Source organism: Odoribacter laneus YIT 12061, assembly GCF_000243215.1.
Classification (GTDB): domain Bacteria; phylum Bacteroidota; class Bacteroidia; order Bacteroidales; family Marinifilaceae; genus Culturomica; species Culturomica lanea.
Window position 1 is genome coordinate 1088737 of record NZ_JH594596.1, and the last position, 17921, is coordinate 1106657.

General features: G+C 37.0%; 18 protein-coding genes. 5 read left to right on the top strand and 13 right to left on the bottom strand.

Going from position 1 to position 17921, the window contains the following annotated elements:
* The 5 genes from HMPREF9449_RS04595 to rplI all read left to right on the top strand — a co-directional run bounded on the left by HMPREF9449_RS04595 (position 1) and on the right by rplI (position 3261).
* Positions 1-1047: a nucleoid-associated protein gene (locus HMPREF9449_RS04595; RefSeq protein ID WP_009136070.1), complete on the top strand. Its 1047-nt coding sequence runs from the start codon at positions 1-3 to the stop codon at positions 1045-1047.
* A complete protein-coding gene (mltG, locus tag HMPREF9449_RS04600) occupies positions 1044-2066 on the top strand; it encodes an endolytic transglycosylase MltG (protein ID WP_009136071.1) in 1023 nt (340 codons plus the stop codon). Before HMPREF9449_RS04595 ends, mltG begins: the two co-directional genes overlap by 4 nt.
* Before the next feature lie 114 nt (positions 2067-2180).
* Positions 2181-2528 (top strand): 30S ribosomal protein S6, encoded by a 348-nt coding sequence (gene rpsF, locus HMPREF9449_RS04605; protein ID WP_198010602.1) that lies wholly within the window; start codon positions 2181-2183, stop codon positions 2526-2528.
* A gap of 3 nt (positions 2529-2531) precedes the next feature.
* On the top strand, positions 2532-2801 hold the full coding sequence (gene rpsR, locus HMPREF9449_RS04610; RefSeq protein WP_009136073.1) for a 30S ribosomal protein S18: 270 nt from the start codon (positions 2532-2534) through the stop codon (positions 2799-2801).
* 19 nt (positions 2802-2820) lie between these two features.
* On the top strand, positions 2821-3261 hold the full coding sequence (gene rplI / locus HMPREF9449_RS04615) for a 50S ribosomal protein L9 (protein ID WP_009136074.1): 441 nt from the start codon (positions 2821-2823) through the stop codon (positions 3259-3261).
* A 109-nt stretch (positions 3262-3370) separates the two neighbouring features.
* On the opposite strand, the gene HMPREF9449_RS04620 is transcribed toward rplI, so the two are convergent.
* The 13 genes from HMPREF9449_RS04620 to HMPREF9449_RS04680 all read right to left on the bottom strand — a co-directional run bounded on the left by HMPREF9449_RS04620 (position 3371) and on the right by HMPREF9449_RS04680 (position 17916).
* Positions 3371-3769 carry a WbuC family cupin fold metalloprotein gene (locus HMPREF9449_RS04620; protein ID WP_009136075.1) on the bottom strand — a complete coding sequence of 133 codons (399 nt, stop codon included), beginning with the start codon at positions 3767-3769 and terminating at the stop codon, positions 3371-3373.
* Positions 3770-3784: 15 nt separating this feature from the next.
* Complete coding sequence (locus HMPREF9449_RS04625; protein ID WP_009136076.1) at positions 3785-5029, bottom strand: DegT/DnrJ/EryC1/StrS family aminotransferase; 1245 nt, start codon at positions 5027-5029, stop codon at positions 3785-3787.
* A gap of 4 nt (positions 5030-5033) precedes the next feature.
* Positions 5034-5645 carry a sugar transferase gene (locus HMPREF9449_RS04630; RefSeq protein WP_009136077.1) on the bottom strand — a complete coding sequence of 204 codons (612 nt, stop codon included), beginning with the start codon at positions 5643-5645 and terminating at the stop codon, positions 5034-5036.
* Between the two features lie 252 nt (positions 5646-5897).
* On the bottom strand, positions 5898-6872 hold the full coding sequence (locus HMPREF9449_RS04635) for an SDR family oxidoreductase (protein WP_009136078.1): 975 nt from the start codon (positions 6870-6872) through the stop codon (positions 5898-5900).
* 18 nt (positions 6873-6890) lie between these two features.
* Positions 6891-8159: a nucleotide sugar dehydrogenase gene (locus tag HMPREF9449_RS04640; RefSeq protein WP_009136079.1), complete on the bottom strand. Its 1269-nt coding sequence runs from the start codon at positions 8157-8159 to the stop codon at positions 6891-6893.
* Positions 8160-8176: 17 nt separating this feature from the next.
* The gene (locus HMPREF9449_RS04645; RefSeq protein ID WP_009136080.1) at positions 8177-9193 is read right to left on the bottom strand and encodes a glycosyltransferase family 2 protein; all 1017 of its coding nucleotides are present in this window, start codon (positions 9191-9193) and stop codon (positions 8177-8179) included.
* An 11-nt stretch (positions 9194-9204) separates the two neighbouring features.
* A complete protein-coding gene (locus HMPREF9449_RS04650) occupies positions 9205-10461 on the bottom strand; it encodes a TolB-like translocation protein (RefSeq protein WP_009136081.1) in 1257 nt (418 codons plus the stop codon).
* Between the two features lie 14 nt (positions 10462-10475).
* A complete protein-coding gene (locus tag HMPREF9449_RS04655) occupies positions 10476-11447 on the bottom strand; it encodes a glycosyltransferase family 2 protein (RefSeq protein WP_187118586.1) in 972 nt (323 codons plus the stop codon).
* Positions 11448-11969: 522 nt separating this feature from the next.
* Positions 11970-13055 carry a glycosyltransferase gene (locus tag HMPREF9449_RS04660; RefSeq protein WP_009136084.1) on the bottom strand — a complete coding sequence of 362 codons (1086 nt, stop codon included), beginning with the start codon at positions 13053-13055 and terminating at the stop codon, positions 11970-11972.
* Between the two features lie 241 nt (positions 13056-13296).
* Positions 13297-14433, bottom strand: coding sequence for a glycosyltransferase family 4 protein (locus tag HMPREF9449_RS04665; protein ID WP_009136085.1), 1137 nt, complete (start codon positions 14431-14433; stop codon positions 13297-13299).
* Between the two features lie 3 nt (positions 14434-14436).
* Positions 14437-15492: an EpsG family protein gene (locus HMPREF9449_RS04670; protein WP_187118588.1), complete on the bottom strand. Its 1056-nt coding sequence runs from the start codon at positions 15490-15492 to the stop codon at positions 14437-14439.
* A gap of 65 nt (positions 15493-15557) precedes the next feature.
* On the bottom strand, positions 15558-16754 hold the full coding sequence (locus HMPREF9449_RS04675) for a glycosyltransferase family 4 protein (protein WP_009136087.1): 1197 nt from the start codon (positions 16752-16754) through the stop codon (positions 15558-15560).
* A gap of 37 nt (positions 16755-16791) precedes the next feature.
* Positions 16792-17916: a UDP-N-acetyl glucosamine 2-epimerase gene (locus HMPREF9449_RS04680; RefSeq protein ID WP_009136088.1), complete on the bottom strand. Its 1125-nt coding sequence runs from the start codon at positions 17914-17916 to the stop codon at positions 16792-16794.
* Positions 17917-17921 lie beyond the last annotated feature (5 nt).

Here is a 17921-nt window from a genome sequence, read left to right on the forward strand (position 1 = left end):
ATGATAAATTTTGAAAATTGCGAAATCGGAAATATCGTTATCCATAAGGTCGGGAATAAATATGAAGGAGGTGAACTGACAATTTCGGATAATTGTTTTCTTCCGGATGATCCGGATGTGATCAGTTTGTTAAAAAATTATTTCCTCTCTCCTTTTAAAAAAGATGCCTTCTACAATTTTCAGGCATATGCAGGAGAATTGGAAAATAATCCAGTATACGCTGCAGTGAATACTATTTTTGCTGATGCCGGAGCATTTTATGCACAGTCCGTTACGATAGCAGAGCAATTATTTGAACAATCCAACAATCCGAATATTAAGTCGGGGGAATTGTACATTGTTTATTTCCGGAATTGTAATATTGAGGAAGGACTTTGTGATGCAGTCGGGATTTTTAAGTCGGAAACGAAAGATACTTTTCTGAAAATTATTCTGAACCAACATACTTATCAGCTAAAAAGTGAATCGGGCATCAATATCCGGAAATTGGATAAAGCTTGCCTGATTTTCAATATTCGTCCGGAGTCCGGTTATAAAGTATCTGTATTGGATAAAACCAATCAACAAGAGGCTATTTATTGGACAAACGATTTTTTAGGTTTACAGCCCAGTAATGACAGCTATTTTCAAACTTCGAATTATTTGAATCTTTGCAAAGATTTTGTCAAAGATATTTATAATAAAGAAAATGATGTGCCTTGTGCAGACCAAATTGATATGTTAAACCGTTCGATCAATTTTTTTAAAGATGCTGAAGTTTTTTCGGAAGACCGCTTTAAAGAGGAAGTCGTGAGAGAACCGGAAGTTATCCAGGCTTTTGAAAATTTTAAAAAACAATATGAAACGGAAAAGGAGATTCCTTTTCAGCCAACCTTCCCCGTGTCTGATTATGCAGTGAAAGACGAAAAGAAATATTTCAGACATGTATTGAAATTGGATAAAAATTTTCACGTCTATATTCATGGGCAACGAAAATATATTGAAAAAGGATATGATACAGCCCGGGATATGAATTACTATAAGCTTTATTTCCGGGACGAAGAATGAAAAAAATTATCAGAATCGGATTTATCTTGCTTTTGCTGGCATTTTTTGCCGGAGGAACCGCTTACTATTTTATATACTGGCCCAATACTCAGGTAAAAGACAAGGGAATTATTTATATTCAGAAAGGAGATTCTTTTGAGACGGTGCTGGCCACTTTGCAAAGTAAGGGATATGTTGAAAATGTGTATACACTTCGTAAGGTAGCCGACTGGAAAAAATATCCCGCATATATAAAATCCGGACGCTATCGTATACAGAATGGGATGAGTAACAATGCTTTAGTCAATTTATTGCGTTCTGGAAATCAGGAAGCTGTAAACTTTACTTTCCATAATGTCCGCACTTTCCAACAGTTAGCCGGTCTCGTGAGTCATCAGTTGGAAATGGATTCGCTGACTTTTCTGCAAACCGTCCAAAATCCGGAGATATCCCGGGAATTGGGTTTCAGTCAGGAAAATTTTAAGGCGATGTTTATTCCCAATACCTATCAATTATATTGGAATATTACCCCCCGGGATTTTGTTTACAAAATGGCCGGGGAATACAAAAAATTCTGGAATACAGCCCGTCGGGAAAAAGCAGCTCAAGCAGGGCTTTCTCCGGAAGAAGTGATTATTCTGGCGTCCATTGTAGAAGAAGAGACTGTAAAACCGGAAGAATACCCCATCATCGCAGGTGTTTACATAAACCGTTTGAAAAAAGATATTCCTTTAGCAGCCTGTCCCACCCTCAAATATGCCTGGGGAGATTTTACCTTGCAGAGAATATTGACCAAACATACCGAAATAGATTCTCCGTACAATACTTATAAATACCTGGGATTGCCTCCCGGACCGGTACGCCTGCCTTCTATCCCGGTTATTGATGCCGTATTGAATTACCAAAAACACGATTACCTTTTTTTCTGTGCCAAGAGTGATTTTTCTGGTGGACATCATTTTTCGAAGACTTTGCGGCAGCATAACCAATATGCCCGTCAATATCATGAGGCTTTAAACAGGAAGAGAATCTATCAATAAAATCTTTTGTCCGATAAACCGGGAATATAATTCAGGAATAATTTTTACAATTCGTGCAAAAACATTATCTTTGCGCCGATAAAATAATTTTATACTAATAATCAATTAATTATGTTGAATCATTACGAGACCGTTTTCATTACAACTCCCGTTTTATCTGAAGTGCAGATAAAGGAAGCGGTAGAAAAGTTCAAGAGTACCATTACGGAAAATGGAGGTACGATTGAGCATGAGGAGGCATGGGGCCTTCGGAAGCTGGCTTATCCGATCCAGAAGAAAACTACCGGATTTTATCATTTACTCCAATTTGAAGCAGAAGGTGCCTTGGTGGATAAGCTGGAAACTGCTTACCGCCGGGATGAAAGAGTCATTCGTTTTCTGACTTTCAGATTAGATAAGTATGCATATGAGTATGCTTTAAAGAGAAGAAGTAAAAACCAAGAAAAAAAAGAGGAGAAATAAGCCATGGCACAGAACGAAAGTGAAATCAGATATTTAACTCCGCCTTCCGTAGAAGTTAAAAAGAAAAAATACTGCCGCTTCTTAAAGAGCAGAATCAAATTTATCGATTACAAGGATCCCGAGTTCCTGAAAAAATTTTTGAATGAACAGGGGAAAATCCTTCCGAGAAGAATTACCGGAACCTCTCTGAAATACCAGAGAAAAGTGGCTACCGCAGTGAAGAGAGCAAGACACCTTGCTTTATTGCCTTATGTAACCGATTTGATGAAATAATTTAAGGAAGGAGGACAAAATGCAGATTATATTATTAACAGATATAGCAAACTTAGGTCATAAGGACGACATAATTAACGTAAAGCCGGGTTATGGTCGGAACTACCTTATCCCCCAGGGATATGCTATCCTGGCAACCGAATCGGCTAAAAAAACTGTAGCCGAAAATACCAAACAAAGAGCACATAAAGAAGCGAAATTGAGAGCTGAAGCTCAAGAATTAGCTGCTAAACTCGAAGCGTTGAAATTAACTATCGGAGCCAAAACCAGTAGTACAGGTAAAATTTTCGGTTCTGTGAACAGTATCATGATTGCTGAGGCTTTACAAGCTCAGGGCTATGAAATCGACAGAAAGAAAATTATGCTGAAAGATATCAAAGAAGTAGGAACCTATTCTGCCGTTATCAAACTTCACAGAGATGTGAAAGTAAACGTGGAATTTGAAGTGGTTTCTGAATAATTAAATTGAGTCATTAACAAGGCTTAAACGTATTTCCAAACATATCCAAACAAAAAAGGCATCCCCTAGAGAGGTGCCTTTTTTAGAATATGTAGGGATATTATATAATTTATTTCACGGAGACTTGTACATCATCTGAATTAAGAGGATGATAAGCCCCATCTTTAGACTCAAAAATAATACAAGGTTCAGATACAATAATTGTGTGCCATGTTCCTTGAGGAACCTGTATGCCAAATCGACCGTCTGCAGGACATAAGTCATAACGAACGTACTCCTTACCATTTTCATCATAGAAAACTTCTATAAGTCGTCCACTCAACACTATAACAGTTTCTGTAGTTTCTTTATGTCGATGAATAGGGATTTGTGTACTAGGAAGTAACACATTTAACATACGCTGCGATAGATCATTATCAGATGTTCTCAAATCGTAGTTTGCTCTTCTGCGCTCACTTTTTGTTGCTTGTTCTAATAATGCCTCTATGAAAATGTTATCAATAATCATAAGCTTTGATTTATCCTATAGAATGTTAGCTTTAATCTGTTCAACGATATACTTAACATCTTCGTCTGTTACATAACGGCCAGCAGGAAGGCACATACCAATCTTAAATATTGCTTCTGAAATACCATTTACGTAAGCAGGGGCATTCTCATATACAGGTTGCTTGTGCATAGGTTTCCAGACAGGACGAGCCTCAATATCAGCAGCATCTAATGCCATACGCATGGCTTCCACATTAGCGTTAGGTTCACAATCTGTATGAATTCCGCCACCTGCATGAATAACACCGGCAGCACCACCGACGGCACTTGTGATAGCGGCTCCATATGCTTTTTCTTGGCCTTTCACTTTGACATTCTCATCAATTGTAATTGTACAGAGCCAGTAGTTGCTGTCAAACTTTTCAGACGGGGCTTTATTTACAACGATTCCAGGTATATCGGCTAAGAGTTCTTCATATAGAGCTTGTACATGCTTATGATGATTGATGTGATCTTGCGCAACTGTCATTTGCCCCCGACCAATGCCAGCACAAATATTTGACATACGATAATTATAACCTATTGTTTCGTGTTGATAATATGGATATGCTTCTCTTGCTTGAGTTGCATACCACATAATAGTATTTTTGTCTTTAATATTTGAACAAATAAGAGCCCCACCCCCTGAGGTAGTAATCATCTTGTTACCATTAAACGACAGCACGCCGAACTTGCCAAATGTGCCCAATACTCTGCCATCGTAACGACTTCCGAAACCCTCCGCTGCATCCTCTATCACTGGAATGTCATAACGATTCGCAACTTCCATAATTTCGTCAATCTTATAGGGCATACCATAGAGAGCCACAGGGACAATAGCCTTCGGGGCTTTTCCAGTCTTGGCAATACGATCTTTGATAGCCTCTTCGAGAAGTTGAGGATCCATATTCCACGTATCCTTTTCAGAGTCGATGAATACAGGAGTTGCTCCAAGGTATGTGATGGGGTGAGACGATGCACAGAAGGTGAACGACTGCACACACACCTCATCACCCTGTCCAACACCACAGGCCAGCAGTGCAAGATGCACCGCAGCAGTACCGGCAGACAGAGCCACCACTTCATTCTCGCCGCCGACAAACTCTTTAAGGTCGGCTTCGAAGCCGTTGACGTTAGGACCGAGGGGCACCACCCAATTGGTATCAAAGGCCTCTTTGATAAATTCCTGCTCTTTGCCGCTCATATGAGCAAGGCAGAGGTAAATACGATTTCTTGACATAGTATTATATTAATTCTCCATTATACATCATTTTTCTTCCCAACACCGTACAGAAAATCATCAAAATATCCTTCACGAAAGAATAATTGTGCAAGTAATAAAGATTTATGCGTACCTTATCGGGGAAAATTACTTCATCATTATATTTCTGCGGGTCATCTACCTTAGCCAGCAATTCCTCTTCATTGCGATATTTCAAACTCGCCGGTCCGGTTATACCAGGGCGTAGTTTTAGAACATCTCTGTCTTTACCTTGCAATGCATCAGCATATCCTGGTACATCTGGACGCGGACCAACAAAACTCATATCGCCAATGAACACATTCCATAACTCTGGCAATTCGTCAATCTTATATCGACGTAGCTTTGCTCCCAACGGCGTTATTCTACTCTCACCAGCTACAGACACGGAAGATCCTGAATGCGAAACGGTCATTGAACGAAATTTGTATATCGTAAACAATTTACCGTTTTTTCCTACACGTTTCTGGGTGAATAATACAGGCCCACCAAGCATTTTAATTTTAATAAGAATCGCAACGACCAATAGAATAGGCCAAATCACAAGCAGCCCACATAAAGCTGCTATGCGGTCAAATAAAAATTTCAAAAACATATTTTAAAGTGAATAAAAATCTATCGGGTTCTATAATGACTTGTGAGTAATACAAGAAAAGACACTAACAAGCCTTTACGATACGCAATGCGATGTTTCCATCTGTTTCCCCGCCAACGACGAAGTGTATAAACTATTCTTTAACCAGTTTTGTCCCAACTCTCCTCTTTCTGGGTATGCAGGACGAAGAAACACATCAATAGATGAAGAATCTTTCACAGCAATGTCATTCGCTGTTTCTGTGAATGCTATTTACAGATTCTCTTTATACCATTCAATAGCTGCTTCTATGCCACGTTCAAAACTCCAGTCTGGATTATATCCGAGAAACTCTTTTGCCTTGCTTATATCAGCATTAGAATGTTTGATGTCACCAGCTCTATCTGGACCGAATTCAGGTTCCCTGTCAATACCTAATGATTTCGTCAAACCATAATAAATATCAATAAGATATTCACGTCCACCGTAGGCAATATTATATGCCTGCCCTGCAGCAGAAGAAGGAGACAAACAAGCTTTGAGGTTTGCCTCTATCACATTTTCAATGTATGTGAAATCACGACTTTGCTTGCCATCGCCATTTATACGGCACTTTTCTCCATTCAAAAGTAATTTGATAAACTTTGGTATTACAGCCGCATATGCGCCATTAGGGTCTTGACGACGGCCAAAAACATTGAAATAACGCATACCGTATGTATCAAGACCATAGTGCTTTGTATACTGTTTTGCCCATTCTTCGTCGCAACGTTTGGATACGGCATAGGGAGATAGTAGATTACCTTCACGTCCCTCTTTTTTGGGTAGATTTGGCTCATCACCATATACAGAACTTGAAGATGCATACACAAATTTCTTTACCCCTTTCTGGCGGGCTGCTTCAAGCATATTAAGAGTACCTTGAATATTGTTCAAAGAATAGAACAATGGCATCTCAATTGATCTTGGTACACTTCCCCATGCAGCTTGATTGAGGACATAATCAACTCCTTCGCATGCTTTCATACATGTATCAAGGTCTTTGATATCTCCTTTGATAAACTCGTAATTTGGATTATCTATAAATAAATCTACATTTGATTGTTTCCCTGTACTCAGGTCATCTAAACAACGTACCTTATAACCTAGGTTAAGAATAGCTTCACATAGATTTGAACCAATAAATCCGGCACCTCCAGTAACTAGGAATAAAGAATCCTTTGGAAATTTTACTTTTTGATAGCTCATATTAACTATGTTCTTGAATTATAATCTTCCATCTACAATTTCTCTATTCAGAGTGCATTTAACATCATAAATAACATGATTGTCATTCAAAAGAGAAATAACATCAAGTCTTTCAAACTCCTTATGAGCTACAGCAGCTATAGCTGCGTCAAATTTCTTAGCAGGTAATTCATTGGTTACCTTAACACCATACTCATGTTCTGCAATCGCAGGAGTAGCCCAAGGATCATATATTGTAATCTTGACATTATACTCTTTAAGAGCCTTATAAATATCAATTACCTTTGTATTACGAACATCAGGACAATTCTCTTTGAAGGTAAAGCCTAATATGATGATTTCAGAATTGAGGACTTGAATACCTTTCTTAAGCATAAGTTTTATTGCCTCCGTAGCAACATATTCACCCATTCCATCATTCATACGACGGCCAGCAAGAATAATCTCTGGATTGTAACCATGACGTTGGGCACACTGCGCAAGATAATAAGGATCTACGCCAATACAATGTCCCCCTACAAGACCTGGGTTGAATGGCAAGAAGTTCCACTTTGTTGAAGCAGCCTCAAGGACATCCTGAGTATCAATACCTAACTTCGTGAAAATCTTTGATAGTTCATTGACAAAAGCAATATTAATATCACGCTGTGAATTTTCAATAACCTTTGCCGCTTCTGCAACCTTTATTGTTGGTGCTAGGTGGGTACCGGCTGTAATAACAGATGCGTACACATCATTAACCTTTATACCAATTTCTGGAGTCGAGCCGGAAGTCACCTTCTTAATGTGTTCAACAGTATGAAGTTTATCGCCCGGGTTGATGCGTTCTGGAGAGTATCCAGCATAGAAGTCAATATTAAACTTTAAACCTGATACTTTCTCTACAACCGGTAAGCATTCATTTTCTGTCACTCCCGGGTAAACCGTTGATTCATAAACAACAATATCGCCCTTACTTATTACTTTACCAACTGTTGTACTGGCGCCATAAAGCGGAGTAAGATCAGGATTGTTATTCTCATCCACTGGTGTGGGAACAGCAACAACATAGAAGTTGCAGTCACGGATTTCTTCCATATCAGCGGTACACTTGAATCCATTGTTATTGATTGCATCTTGAAGGAGTTCATCGCTTACCTCCAACGTTGCATCGTGACCTGCCATAAGTGCATCGACGCGCTTTTGGTTCATATCAAAACCAACGGTAGGATACTTAGTTGAGAACAAACGAGCCAAAGGTAATCCAACGTAACCGAGACCGATTACGCAAATCTTAATGTTTTGCATATTTTTATATATTTATGTTAATTCTTGATTTTTATAAAACATCCCACGATAGAACCTACTCCGTATGAGATATGAAGAGCGAAATACAGTCCCATCATAGCTAGAATTTTCAGCGGATTGAATGTAAATTTGATTGATGCAATCAGTGCCAAGGAAAAATATAAGGCCAACACAGCTAATTCAAGCCACCAAATTGGGAAGAAAAAGAAACCAGCAATTGTCGTTAAAAGAATAAAGAGAACAAAGAACAAAGGAACGAGGTGACGAAGAGAAAGACGAGCCTCATTATATCTTACAATTATCAAATTCCATTTACCATTTCCATAACCTTGACGTAACATTTTCTTCACTGACGGACGGGAATAGTAGATACTGCTTATTTCCGGATTGAAATAAAATTTTCCACCAGATTTCTTAATGCGTGTGTGAAGTTCAATATCTTGATTTCTTACCAATGATTCGTTGAAATAGCCAATTTCATCAAACACATTTCGTTTATATAGTCCGTATACAGCCGTATCAGCATAACAAGCTGTATTTGATACACGAAAACTTGAATTCCCGACCCCAAACGATGAAGAAAGAATGTTACTTACTATCTTATTCTCATCTCCCAAAGATTTTGTTGTAAGTTTTCCTCCAACACATACCGCATCAACTTTCAGCATAGTTTCAACGCTATTACTAATGAAGTCAAGAGCGGCTTCTCCATGTGCATCGATACGTACCACGTATTCTCCTTTTGATGCCTTAATTCCGATATTCCATCCCGCGGCAAGTATCTTTTGGGGGTTGTTTATAAATGTGCATTCTGGTACTTCACGACCCTCTATCTTGATTTTTTCAATCACATCTTTAGCTCTTTGAACCGTATCGTCCGTAGACTCCCCATCCACTATCAATATCTCATATCTTGATGTGGGATAATCTTGATTCAAATAACTTAAAAGAGCTTTCTCAATATATGCGCCTTCATTTCTTGTAACTAGAATGGCAGATATAAAAGGTTTTTCTAATGTTTTTGATTTCGTCATATCGTTATGCTCTAAATCGTTATAACATATAGCCCTCTTCGCCCTTCAAATACGGAATCGAAACAGACTTTTTTCCCATCACGACTCCATCGAGGATGTAAGTCACATCGAGTATCATTGTCATATTTGAAAGGAGCAAACACTCTTGCTATCACTTTCATATCCTTTGCATCAGGGTCTGTGTCGCGTAAAAGTTTTATGTCTGCCACCCTAGCACGATTGGGATAAGAGTCAATGACTACAAGAGAATTATCTGAAGGGCAATAGCTTGGATGGCCGTCATTACTTAGTTGCTTCCATAAATGCTGATATTTTTGCGTTTTATCTCTCATCAGAAAATATCCATTCCCTGCATCTTTCTTCCTCTCAAACGCAATTATCTCCTCGTCATTTTTCCAGAAACAATGACTCACCATATCATCATCACTTAAAACATACATATCTGTCCCATCTACATTACAAGTTATCAGACGCGTATATTTGCGTTGTCCGCAGAACCAACGATAGAGTACCATGAAACGCTTGCCATTTGGTGATAGCATTAGGTGATTAACCTTATGTACTGAACCAGGTTCTTTCATCTCTTCACGAGGTTCAAAGTGTGCAAAATTTTTATAAGTTAGTAGCGGTTCAACCTTTCTCGATTCTATATCAATTCTCCAAATGGCTGTTGAATTTGGGAGAGCTTCTCCTTTTGTGGCTTCATGCAATGCGGCATATCCATACCCTAATCTGAGAGAATGTAAACGGGAAAAATCAAGAGATAAAGCCGTTTTGCCGTCTGTCGACACTGTATAAATCGGGAATGGAAGCACAATTTCTTCTTTTGTTTCAATATTCAGGATAACTGAACAGTACTTCCCTTCACGTAAATCGTTATAAAGAATTTTATCTTTGAAATCCGGCCCTAACCACTGTGCCATACAACCTTGCTGAACATTCCAAGTATGTGTCGTTGCCACAATGCGATGTGTCCCGGCTTCTGTGTCTATCACTAATATTTCTGCTTCAGTAAAGGGATCCGGTTCACTCCATGTGTCTTTTGCTTTCATGCAAAGCATATATCTTCCTGTAATATCCCAAGGTGATTTATCATAGTAGCCAAAAAAGTATTCTCCATCTGCCTCAGGCGATACCCTGATAATATTCCCCTCACTTTTGACTTTTGGAGATATCGCATACATAGCAAGTTGGTAAGTACGCTTAACAACCTTTTTAATTATTGGATATTTATTTAATTGATAATTGATTTTTTGTTCTATACTCATGACATTGGGATTTATTATTTGTCAACCAATCTTGAATGCAAATAAGTAAGGGTTTTCAGCATCAGAATAAATCTAAATCTCGCACATTGAAGATACACGAACTTAGCTCTTCCTATTGAATGCAGAATATTACATTTCCACCACTCTGGGTACTTGTTTTCATATTTTTTTAAGTAATCTAAAATATATCGTCTTGATTTACCAGCCTTCAATATCATGAGTAACCCACCATATAATAAGTCTGTTACTGATTTCTCTTTTATCTCTTGTGGATATTTTAACGCTAAGTGTTCTTCAATGATTGCAAACGCCTTCACCATATCCGATTCATCCATTTTCTTGTTGTTCGAAAGAGAAGTAGGACGTTGATAGTAATAATACAATGGAATATTTAAATAGTACACTGTTTTACATGCTTCTATTGCACGACAAACGAAAGCGACATCCTCACAACGCCTTAATTCAGGGAAGCGGATTTGTTCTCGACGACAGTCAGAAAGTTTGTAAAACTTTCCGACTGTATGGTTTCTTGCAAAAACCATACAGTCGGAGAGGGAAATTATTCCACCCTTTCCTTTATACATAGAGTGAGATACACTTTGGCTTGTTTCAGACTTTATGTAATAGTCATAAATAACACAATTAATATCAGGATTATCTGCTAAGACTTTGTCTATTTGTTCCAGCCATGTTACCTCTACCCAATCATCATTGTCAATGAATGTGATAAAATCACCGGTGGCCTTATCCATACCGATATTGCGTGCATTTCCCGGACCAGAATTCTGCTCACTTTGGTATACTCGGATATTCATTTCGGAAGCTTTTGCATAATTTTGTAATTGCAGATATGAATCATCTTTGGAACAATCATCCACGATGATAACCTCGAAATCTTTCATTGTTTGCGCTTCTAAACTCTCGAAGTAGTTTTTCATAAGCGCAAAACCATTATAATTTGGAGTGATTATTGAATATTTTGGCATAATCATTTATTTTGCATCTATACCTATTTTGTTAATTTTAATGACTTTCCCAGGAATTCTTACGCACACCCCACCCCGAGGCACGTCACTGATTACAACGCAGTTAGCACCTATTTGGGCATAATCCCCTATAGTTACATTATTAAGAATCACAGCCCCGTCCCTATTCTAACAAAATCCCCAATATGAGTTATTTTCCTTTTATCGCTTTCTGCAATAGTTACATTATGATAGACATATACATTCCTACCAATTTTCACATTACGGGCAATGATAATATTATTCAATCGATGAGGAAGAAATAGCTTTCCATTAAATATGGCACATGAGAGAATTCTTTGTGCCTAAACCCAATCCTGTGGAAGCATTCATCTTCGCCTCCACCCGATGCAGATAAAACAAGAAGTATTTTGAAAGTAAATTTTGGTGCGTCTGACAATAAATTCGTCTTTGCCAATATTTTTCTTCATTCCATCCACTTAGTAATGTATTTACAATATTCCTTATAATACACATACCTTTTCACAAACTAAGTTCTTTTCTAATATAATTTTCCCACATATCCATTACAACTTTCTCAGAATGAGTGCGGCAAATCTCTTTGCCTCTTAATGCAATAGACTCCAACTCTTTCGGATGAGAAAGCATATATTCAAGTTTTTCCGCCATCTCTTCTGCATCGAAAGTTTTTAATAGAAAGCCATTTTCACCATCATTTATCAGTTCTGCGGCACCACCTGGTGAACAATTTGTAGAGAGGCATGGAATGCCAAGTGCCATTGCTTCCATCAATACATTAGGCATCCCCTCATATAAGGAAGAGAGGACAAAAACGGAACTATCTTTTATAGCCTCTAATATTTGTTTTATTGGTTCATGCAAAAAAATATGCTCATTCATGTCAAGGTTGGTAATCAACTCAGATAGTTCCTTTTTTAAATCTCCTGTTCCATAAATCATGAGTTTCACTTCTGGGAACTTTGGTGCAACAAGAGCAAACGCTCTTATCAATAAATCGAAATGCTTTTGAGGATGCAATCGCCCTACACCGACTACTATGCGATTGCGATTTTGAGAAATCGGATAATCATTATATTTTACATACACAGGATTTGGTATCACTATACTCTTTCTTTGGATATTTTCGGGAAAATAAGATTGCGCTCCACGTGTTTGAAAAATAAAACCATCCATTTTTGGAAAAAAATATTTACGCATAACACTATATATGCCCTTGTATTCTGCATCACTAGGATCTCCTCTTTCAGAGAAATAGTTTTTAAATTTATATTTAGAAGTCAGTAATTGACAGATAACAGCTAATTGAAACCAAAAAGAAATGGCCATTTTTGTTTTATTCTCCTTTAGCAAAATTTTAGCCTTTCTATATCGTTCTATCATTCTGCCAATGGAATTTCTTGCTTCAATTTTGATAAAGTATACATCTATACGCTTATCAATTTCAAAAGGTGTTTTATATTCGTCGAAAGTAACTAATGCTACCTTAAACCTACGCTCACACATTGCGTTAGCGACTTTAATCATCGACTTCTCTGCACCACCAAAACCATGAAGATGGCCGAGAAACATCACATCATAATTATTCATATAATCAGTAGTTACTTAATTTTGAATTAATTTTCTGAAGAATTGAAGCAAGGAGAATATGCACATAATATGCAATAGATAATCCAATATACAATATCATAAGATATGATATATAGTTACTATAAGCGAAGAGTGTCTTCTCGGGAAATATGCAGATAGCACTATAATGTAAGCCAATCTCATTAATCTGAACGATATTTACTTAACAACCCTAACTTCAATGATACGTTCATGCGATTATTTATCGTTTTACAATATTTGCCAATTTTTGGGATTCAATAAGGTAATTAAAATTTTTAGCGACCAACTCTTTGCCTCTTGCAGCTATTACTATTGATTCTGTTGGATGCTCCATGACCCAAATTAATTTTTGAGCAAAATTTTTAGGGTCATTAGGTCGTGCAATCAGTGAATCCTTCATATTAGTTAAGAATAACGGTATATCCCCAACGGCTGTCACCACTGTAGGAGCACCAGATAATAAATATTCACCTAGTTTGCCTGGAAATCCATTTTGAGCTTGCACGTTATTCGGACGGGCTAATGCAACAGCAACAGAGTTAACCAGCATCTGAGGCATATCTTCAGCTGCAATGACACCTGTAAATACAACAGCATCGCTGACATTTAAATCTTCCGCTAATTTCTTATTACCAAACTCCTCCATAATTGTTGGTATTTGTCCCATGATGTAAAGTTTAAGATAAGGAAACTTTTGATGCACCATAGCAAATGCTTCAATCAAGTCATCAACGCCATCTTTACTATTTGAGGCTGTCCCGCAATACGCTATATAGGGTTCAACTTGGGGATTTTTCTTTATACCATCAAATCGTGAGGAATCTACAATCATATTAATGATATGAACACGATCTTGAGGAATGCCATTTTCTACAAAATATTTTCTCAATGATGTTGAAACGGTAATTATACCATTTACTTTCTTGCAATCCTGTAAGTAGGTTTTGACTGATGGTCGATAGATGTTTGAGCCCAAGGGATATGCGGTAGGATGTTCTGTCTTTTCCAAATACACTTTTACCTCTCTTATTTTAACTAAAAAATGGAGAACATCGGCCATATTATAAAGATAGACTGTGTCGCCCTTTTTTAATTTAAGCAGGAAGCGAATAACGTAAAAAATGTAAAAGAGAAGTTTAATTCCCTTAACATTTATATAAAAAGGGCTATCCCAACAATACTCTATTTGAATATTATCAAGTTTTTGTTCTATCCTGTGACGATTTTTATCAGTAAGAAAAAAAATTACATGAGTATTTATCCCTTGTTCCGACAATCCTCGCAGATAAGCTAATGCTCTATTTGAAGCAGCGGTATTAGCTAAAAAAGAGACATTCAAAAAATAAAATTTTGCCATATGCTATAATACTGATAAAATTGACTGATATTCACCATAATACATTATCCATCCTTCGGCTGTCATAAAGCCAAAATAGTCTCTTAAGGTTATTGCGATAATAAATAATAACAAGAAATTTCTTACAATATTAACATGAATAGACTTATAGACTATGGGATAAGTAACGATGGACATAATGGTATAGTACCATGATACTCTATCAATCATGGCTACCATTTGACCAGTTAAGGAAACAAGGCTTCCAATTAAAGTAAAAACAATGAGTTTAATATTACTTTCTGTGAGATGTCTGTTTGTCATTAAAGCATAGAGTGATACCAAAATAGGGATTAAAAATATAATTGTACCTAATAGGTTTTTTGTTTCGGACACATCATACAGCCCTCCAAAATATTTTGAGTCATATTTATCAAAAGCAGCTGACGACATTACCAAATCACTCATTATTCTAAAAACTAAATCTTGAGCAAATATAAATATAGCAAAAGCAGCTACTAAGCCTATAACCATCAACTTACGATTAGCAAAAGGGATATAAAAAAGCAAGACAAATGGAATACATATTAATGCAGATGTATGTATAGTTGCAGACAATATTAAAGAAATAATGGGTATGATTTTCTTTTTATCCAATATATAAGGAATAGCAAATAAAATAAATGACATAGCTAGTCCCTGTCGTAACATAGATAGCTGCATTGGATAGAAGGAATAAGTGAAGAGATAGATAAATACAGCAAATGCCCACCATCCTTTAGGAACAAATTTGTCAATAAGCCGATAATACACAACACTATTAAAAATTGCGAGAATGGCTGCAAACACATAGAATCCCAATGGCTTAAAAAGATACATGAGAATTTTCCATCCTTGCTCGTGCAAACCATCTGAAAAGTCTACATAGTATGATAACGTGAACGAGCTATCTGCAATACTATTGAATTGAGAGAGGTATGCCATATAATCGGTGCCGTAATCATAGCGTAGTGCGGCTACTATTGTCATAATGACAAACCCCCAAAGCATACCTTTCTTAAACTTTCCGATTGATTCCAAATATGTTAAAAGTATAGCTATACAACTACAGATTGATAATACCCACATTTTATAGTCTCCTTAAACTATTTACGAATTAATGAAGCGACCCTCTCATACTCAGAACAAGCCACTTGAACATTAGCTTCTTCTGTATAATACTTTATTGCCAAACAGTATCCGTTTTCACCCAATTCCTTTGCTTCTACTGGATGAGAACATATATAATTTATTGCATCGGCTAATTTCATAGAATTATTATTAGGAACGATTAGTCCAGTTCGTTTATGCATGACATATTCATTTATTCCTGCAATATTTGTTACAATAGCAGCCTTTTTATGTAAGTAAGCCTCAATTACTGGACGTGAAAAATGTGGTTTTGAAAATGGAGAAACAAGACAGCAGACTTCATCAAGCAAAGTATGTACATCATTTGTCATACCTATTAACTTGACATTATCTGCATATTTTAAACGCTCGCACGCTTCATTCATTCTCTTATCACACTTTAGTAACGCTTTAATAATCCCCTTTATTCCTCTAACATTAACTGGTTCACTAATGTAACCCCCAATATATACTACAACATTTTCATCCAAATATGGAAGAGCATCAATAAGAGTACAAAAACCCTTGATAGCTTGTGAACCACCGAGATACAGCACTTTTTTAGAAGAATAGGATTCAGGAAAGGCATCTGTGGACGGAACAGGAGCAAAGTTTCTACTGATTATAGTCTTATCAAATACCCCTGTTCTTTTTGCATTATCCTCTGTGATGGCAATCACACTATCAGCATATTTTCTAATCTGCCGCTTGAACATAAAAGAATAAATTGGATTTAATCTTCTTTGACGTAGCGGTTCTTGAACATGGATAATACTTCGTTTGCCACGCTTATGATTGGATTTCAACCAAGCAGTTAGACAAGAAGAGTTCAAGACAAGAATATCATAATCATATTTTTCAAGTTCTTTAGGGATATACATAAACTTTGCTAAAATCCAATAGTATATAATTATGATCAGTGTATGCAATCTCCAATTGCTCCACTCACAATAAGCAAAAGCAGCCTTTCCTTGATTGAAAAATTTTTCATTAGAGCATACACAATTTATACCCATCCCTTTTAGTCTGTTTATCAGATCAGGAGATTGTTTTAGTAATACGACTTTAATATCATACTTGCTCTTATCAAGAGCCTTTATGATGTTTGTCATATACATTGGTGCTCCCCCCCACTCTCCAGCATGATGTACAAAAAGTATTTTCTTTTTCATATTCTTGTCCGCTATTTTCTTTGAGAAATATTCTAAACTATTTCCTCCAGATCATTTTATTGACAATACCAGTATAGCTCTGAATAAGCTTTACTACTTTTGTACTTACATTCTCATCTACATAGGAAGGAACTGCAATCCCATCATCTCCATTTGCGTGCATTGCAACAGCAAGGTCAACAGCTTGGAGAACTTGTTCTGATGTAATACTACCAATTGTGAAGACCCCTTTATCCATTGCTTCTGGACGTTCTGTCGAAGTTCTGATAGAAACAGCAGGAAATTTGAAAAAAGCACCTTCCTCTGGAACTGTACCACTATCTGATACTACACAGAATGCATTTTGTTGAAGTTTATTATAGTCAAAGAAACCCAGAGGCTGATTCTGAATAACACGTTTGTCGAATGTAAAGCCGCGCTGTTCGATGAATTTCTTTGAACGAGGATGACACGAGTAAAGAATAGGCATATCATATCTTTCTGCCATTGAGTTTACGGCATTCATTAGCGCAAAGAAGTTTGACTCAATATCTATGTTCTCTTCACGGTGAGCAGAAAGGAGAATATACTTTTGAGGTTGTAACCCTAAATCCTCCAATACTGTACTTTCATTAATCTTATTTATGAAAGAGGTTAATACTTCAGCCATGGGAGATCCAACCACATATGTATACTCTGGTTTCACACCACTGTCAAGAATATAACGTCTTGCATGCTCGGAGTAACATAGGTTCACGTCACTGGTCACATCCACAATGCGTCGGATTACTTCTTCCGGGAGATTTTCATCCTTGCATCTATTTCCTGCTTCCATATGAAAGATAGGTATTTTAAGACGCTTTGCTGCAATAACACATAAGCAAGAGTTTGTATCACCAAGTACAATTATGGCATCCGGTTTCACTTCTGCCATAAGCTTATATGACTTGGCAATAACATTACCCATTGTTTCGCCAATGTTTCCTCCAACTACACCGAGATAATGATCAGGTGCACGTAAACCAAGATCATTAAAGAAAACTTCGTTAAGTTGGTAATCATAGTTCTGACCAGTATGTACTAATATGTGATCAAAATAAATATCACACTTTTTAATAATCGCGGACATCTTGATAATTTCAGGACGTGTACCAACGATTGTCATTAATTTTAGTTTGCTCATAATTC

Bases quoted from the DNA above. Each gene is read 5' to 3' on its own strand.
- HMPREF9449_RS04595 (WP_009136070.1), top strand. From the start codon at position 1: ATGATAAATTTTGAAAATTGCGAAATCGGAAATATCGTTATCCATAAG.
- mltG (WP_009136071.1), top strand. From the start codon at position 1,044: ATGAAAAAAATTATCAGAATCGGATTTATCTTGCTTTTGCTGGCATTT.
- rpsR (WP_009136073.1), top strand. From the start codon at position 2,532: ATGGCACAGAACGAAAGTGAAATCAGATATTTAACTCCGCCTTCCGTA.
- rplI (WP_009136074.1), top strand. From the start codon at position 2,821: ATGCAGATTATATTATTAACAGATATAGCAAACTTAGGTCATAAGGAC.
- HMPREF9449_RS04620 (WP_009136075.1), bottom strand. From the start codon at position 3,769: ATGATTATTGATAACATTTTCATAGAGGCATTATTAGAACAAGCAACA.
- HMPREF9449_RS04625 (WP_009136076.1), bottom strand. From the start codon at position 5,029: ATGTCAAGAAATCGTATTTACCTCTGCCTTGCTCATATGAGCGGCAAA.
- HMPREF9449_RS04630 (WP_009136077.1), bottom strand. From the start codon at position 5,645: ATGTTTTTGAAATTTTTATTTGACCGCATAGCAGCTTTATGTGGGCTG.
- HMPREF9449_RS04635 (WP_009136078.1), bottom strand. From the start codon at position 6,872: ATGAGCTATCAAAAAGTAAAATTTCCAAAGGATTCTTTATTCCTAGTT.
- HMPREF9449_RS04640 (WP_009136079.1), bottom strand. From the start codon at position 8,159: ATGCAAAACATTAAGATTTGCGTAATCGGTCTCGGTTACGTTGGATTA.
- HMPREF9449_RS04645 (WP_009136080.1), bottom strand. From the start codon at position 9,193: ATGACGAAATCAAAAACATTAGAAAAACCTTTTATATCTGCCATTCTA.
- HMPREF9449_RS04650 (WP_009136081.1), bottom strand. From the start codon at position 10,461: ATGAGTATAGAACAAAAAATCAATTATCAATTAAATAAATATCCAATA.
- HMPREF9449_RS04655 (WP_187118586.1), bottom strand. From the start codon at position 11,447: ATGCCAAAATATTCAATAATCACTCCAAATTATAATGGTTTTGCGCTT.
- HMPREF9449_RS04660 (WP_009136084.1), bottom strand. From the start codon at position 13,055: ATGAATAATTATGATGTGATGTTTCTCGGCCATCTTCATGGTTTTGGT.
- HMPREF9449_RS04665 (WP_009136085.1), bottom strand. From the start codon at position 14,433: ATGGCAAAATTTTATTTTTTGAATGTCTCTTTTTTAGCTAATACCGCT.
- HMPREF9449_RS04675 (WP_009136087.1), bottom strand. From the start codon at position 16,754: ATGAAAAAGAAAATACTTTTTGTACATCATGCTGGAGAGTGGGGGGGA.
- HMPREF9449_RS04680 (WP_009136088.1), bottom strand. From the start codon at position 17,916: ATGAGCAAACTAAAATTAATGACAATCGTTGGTACACGTCCTGAAATT.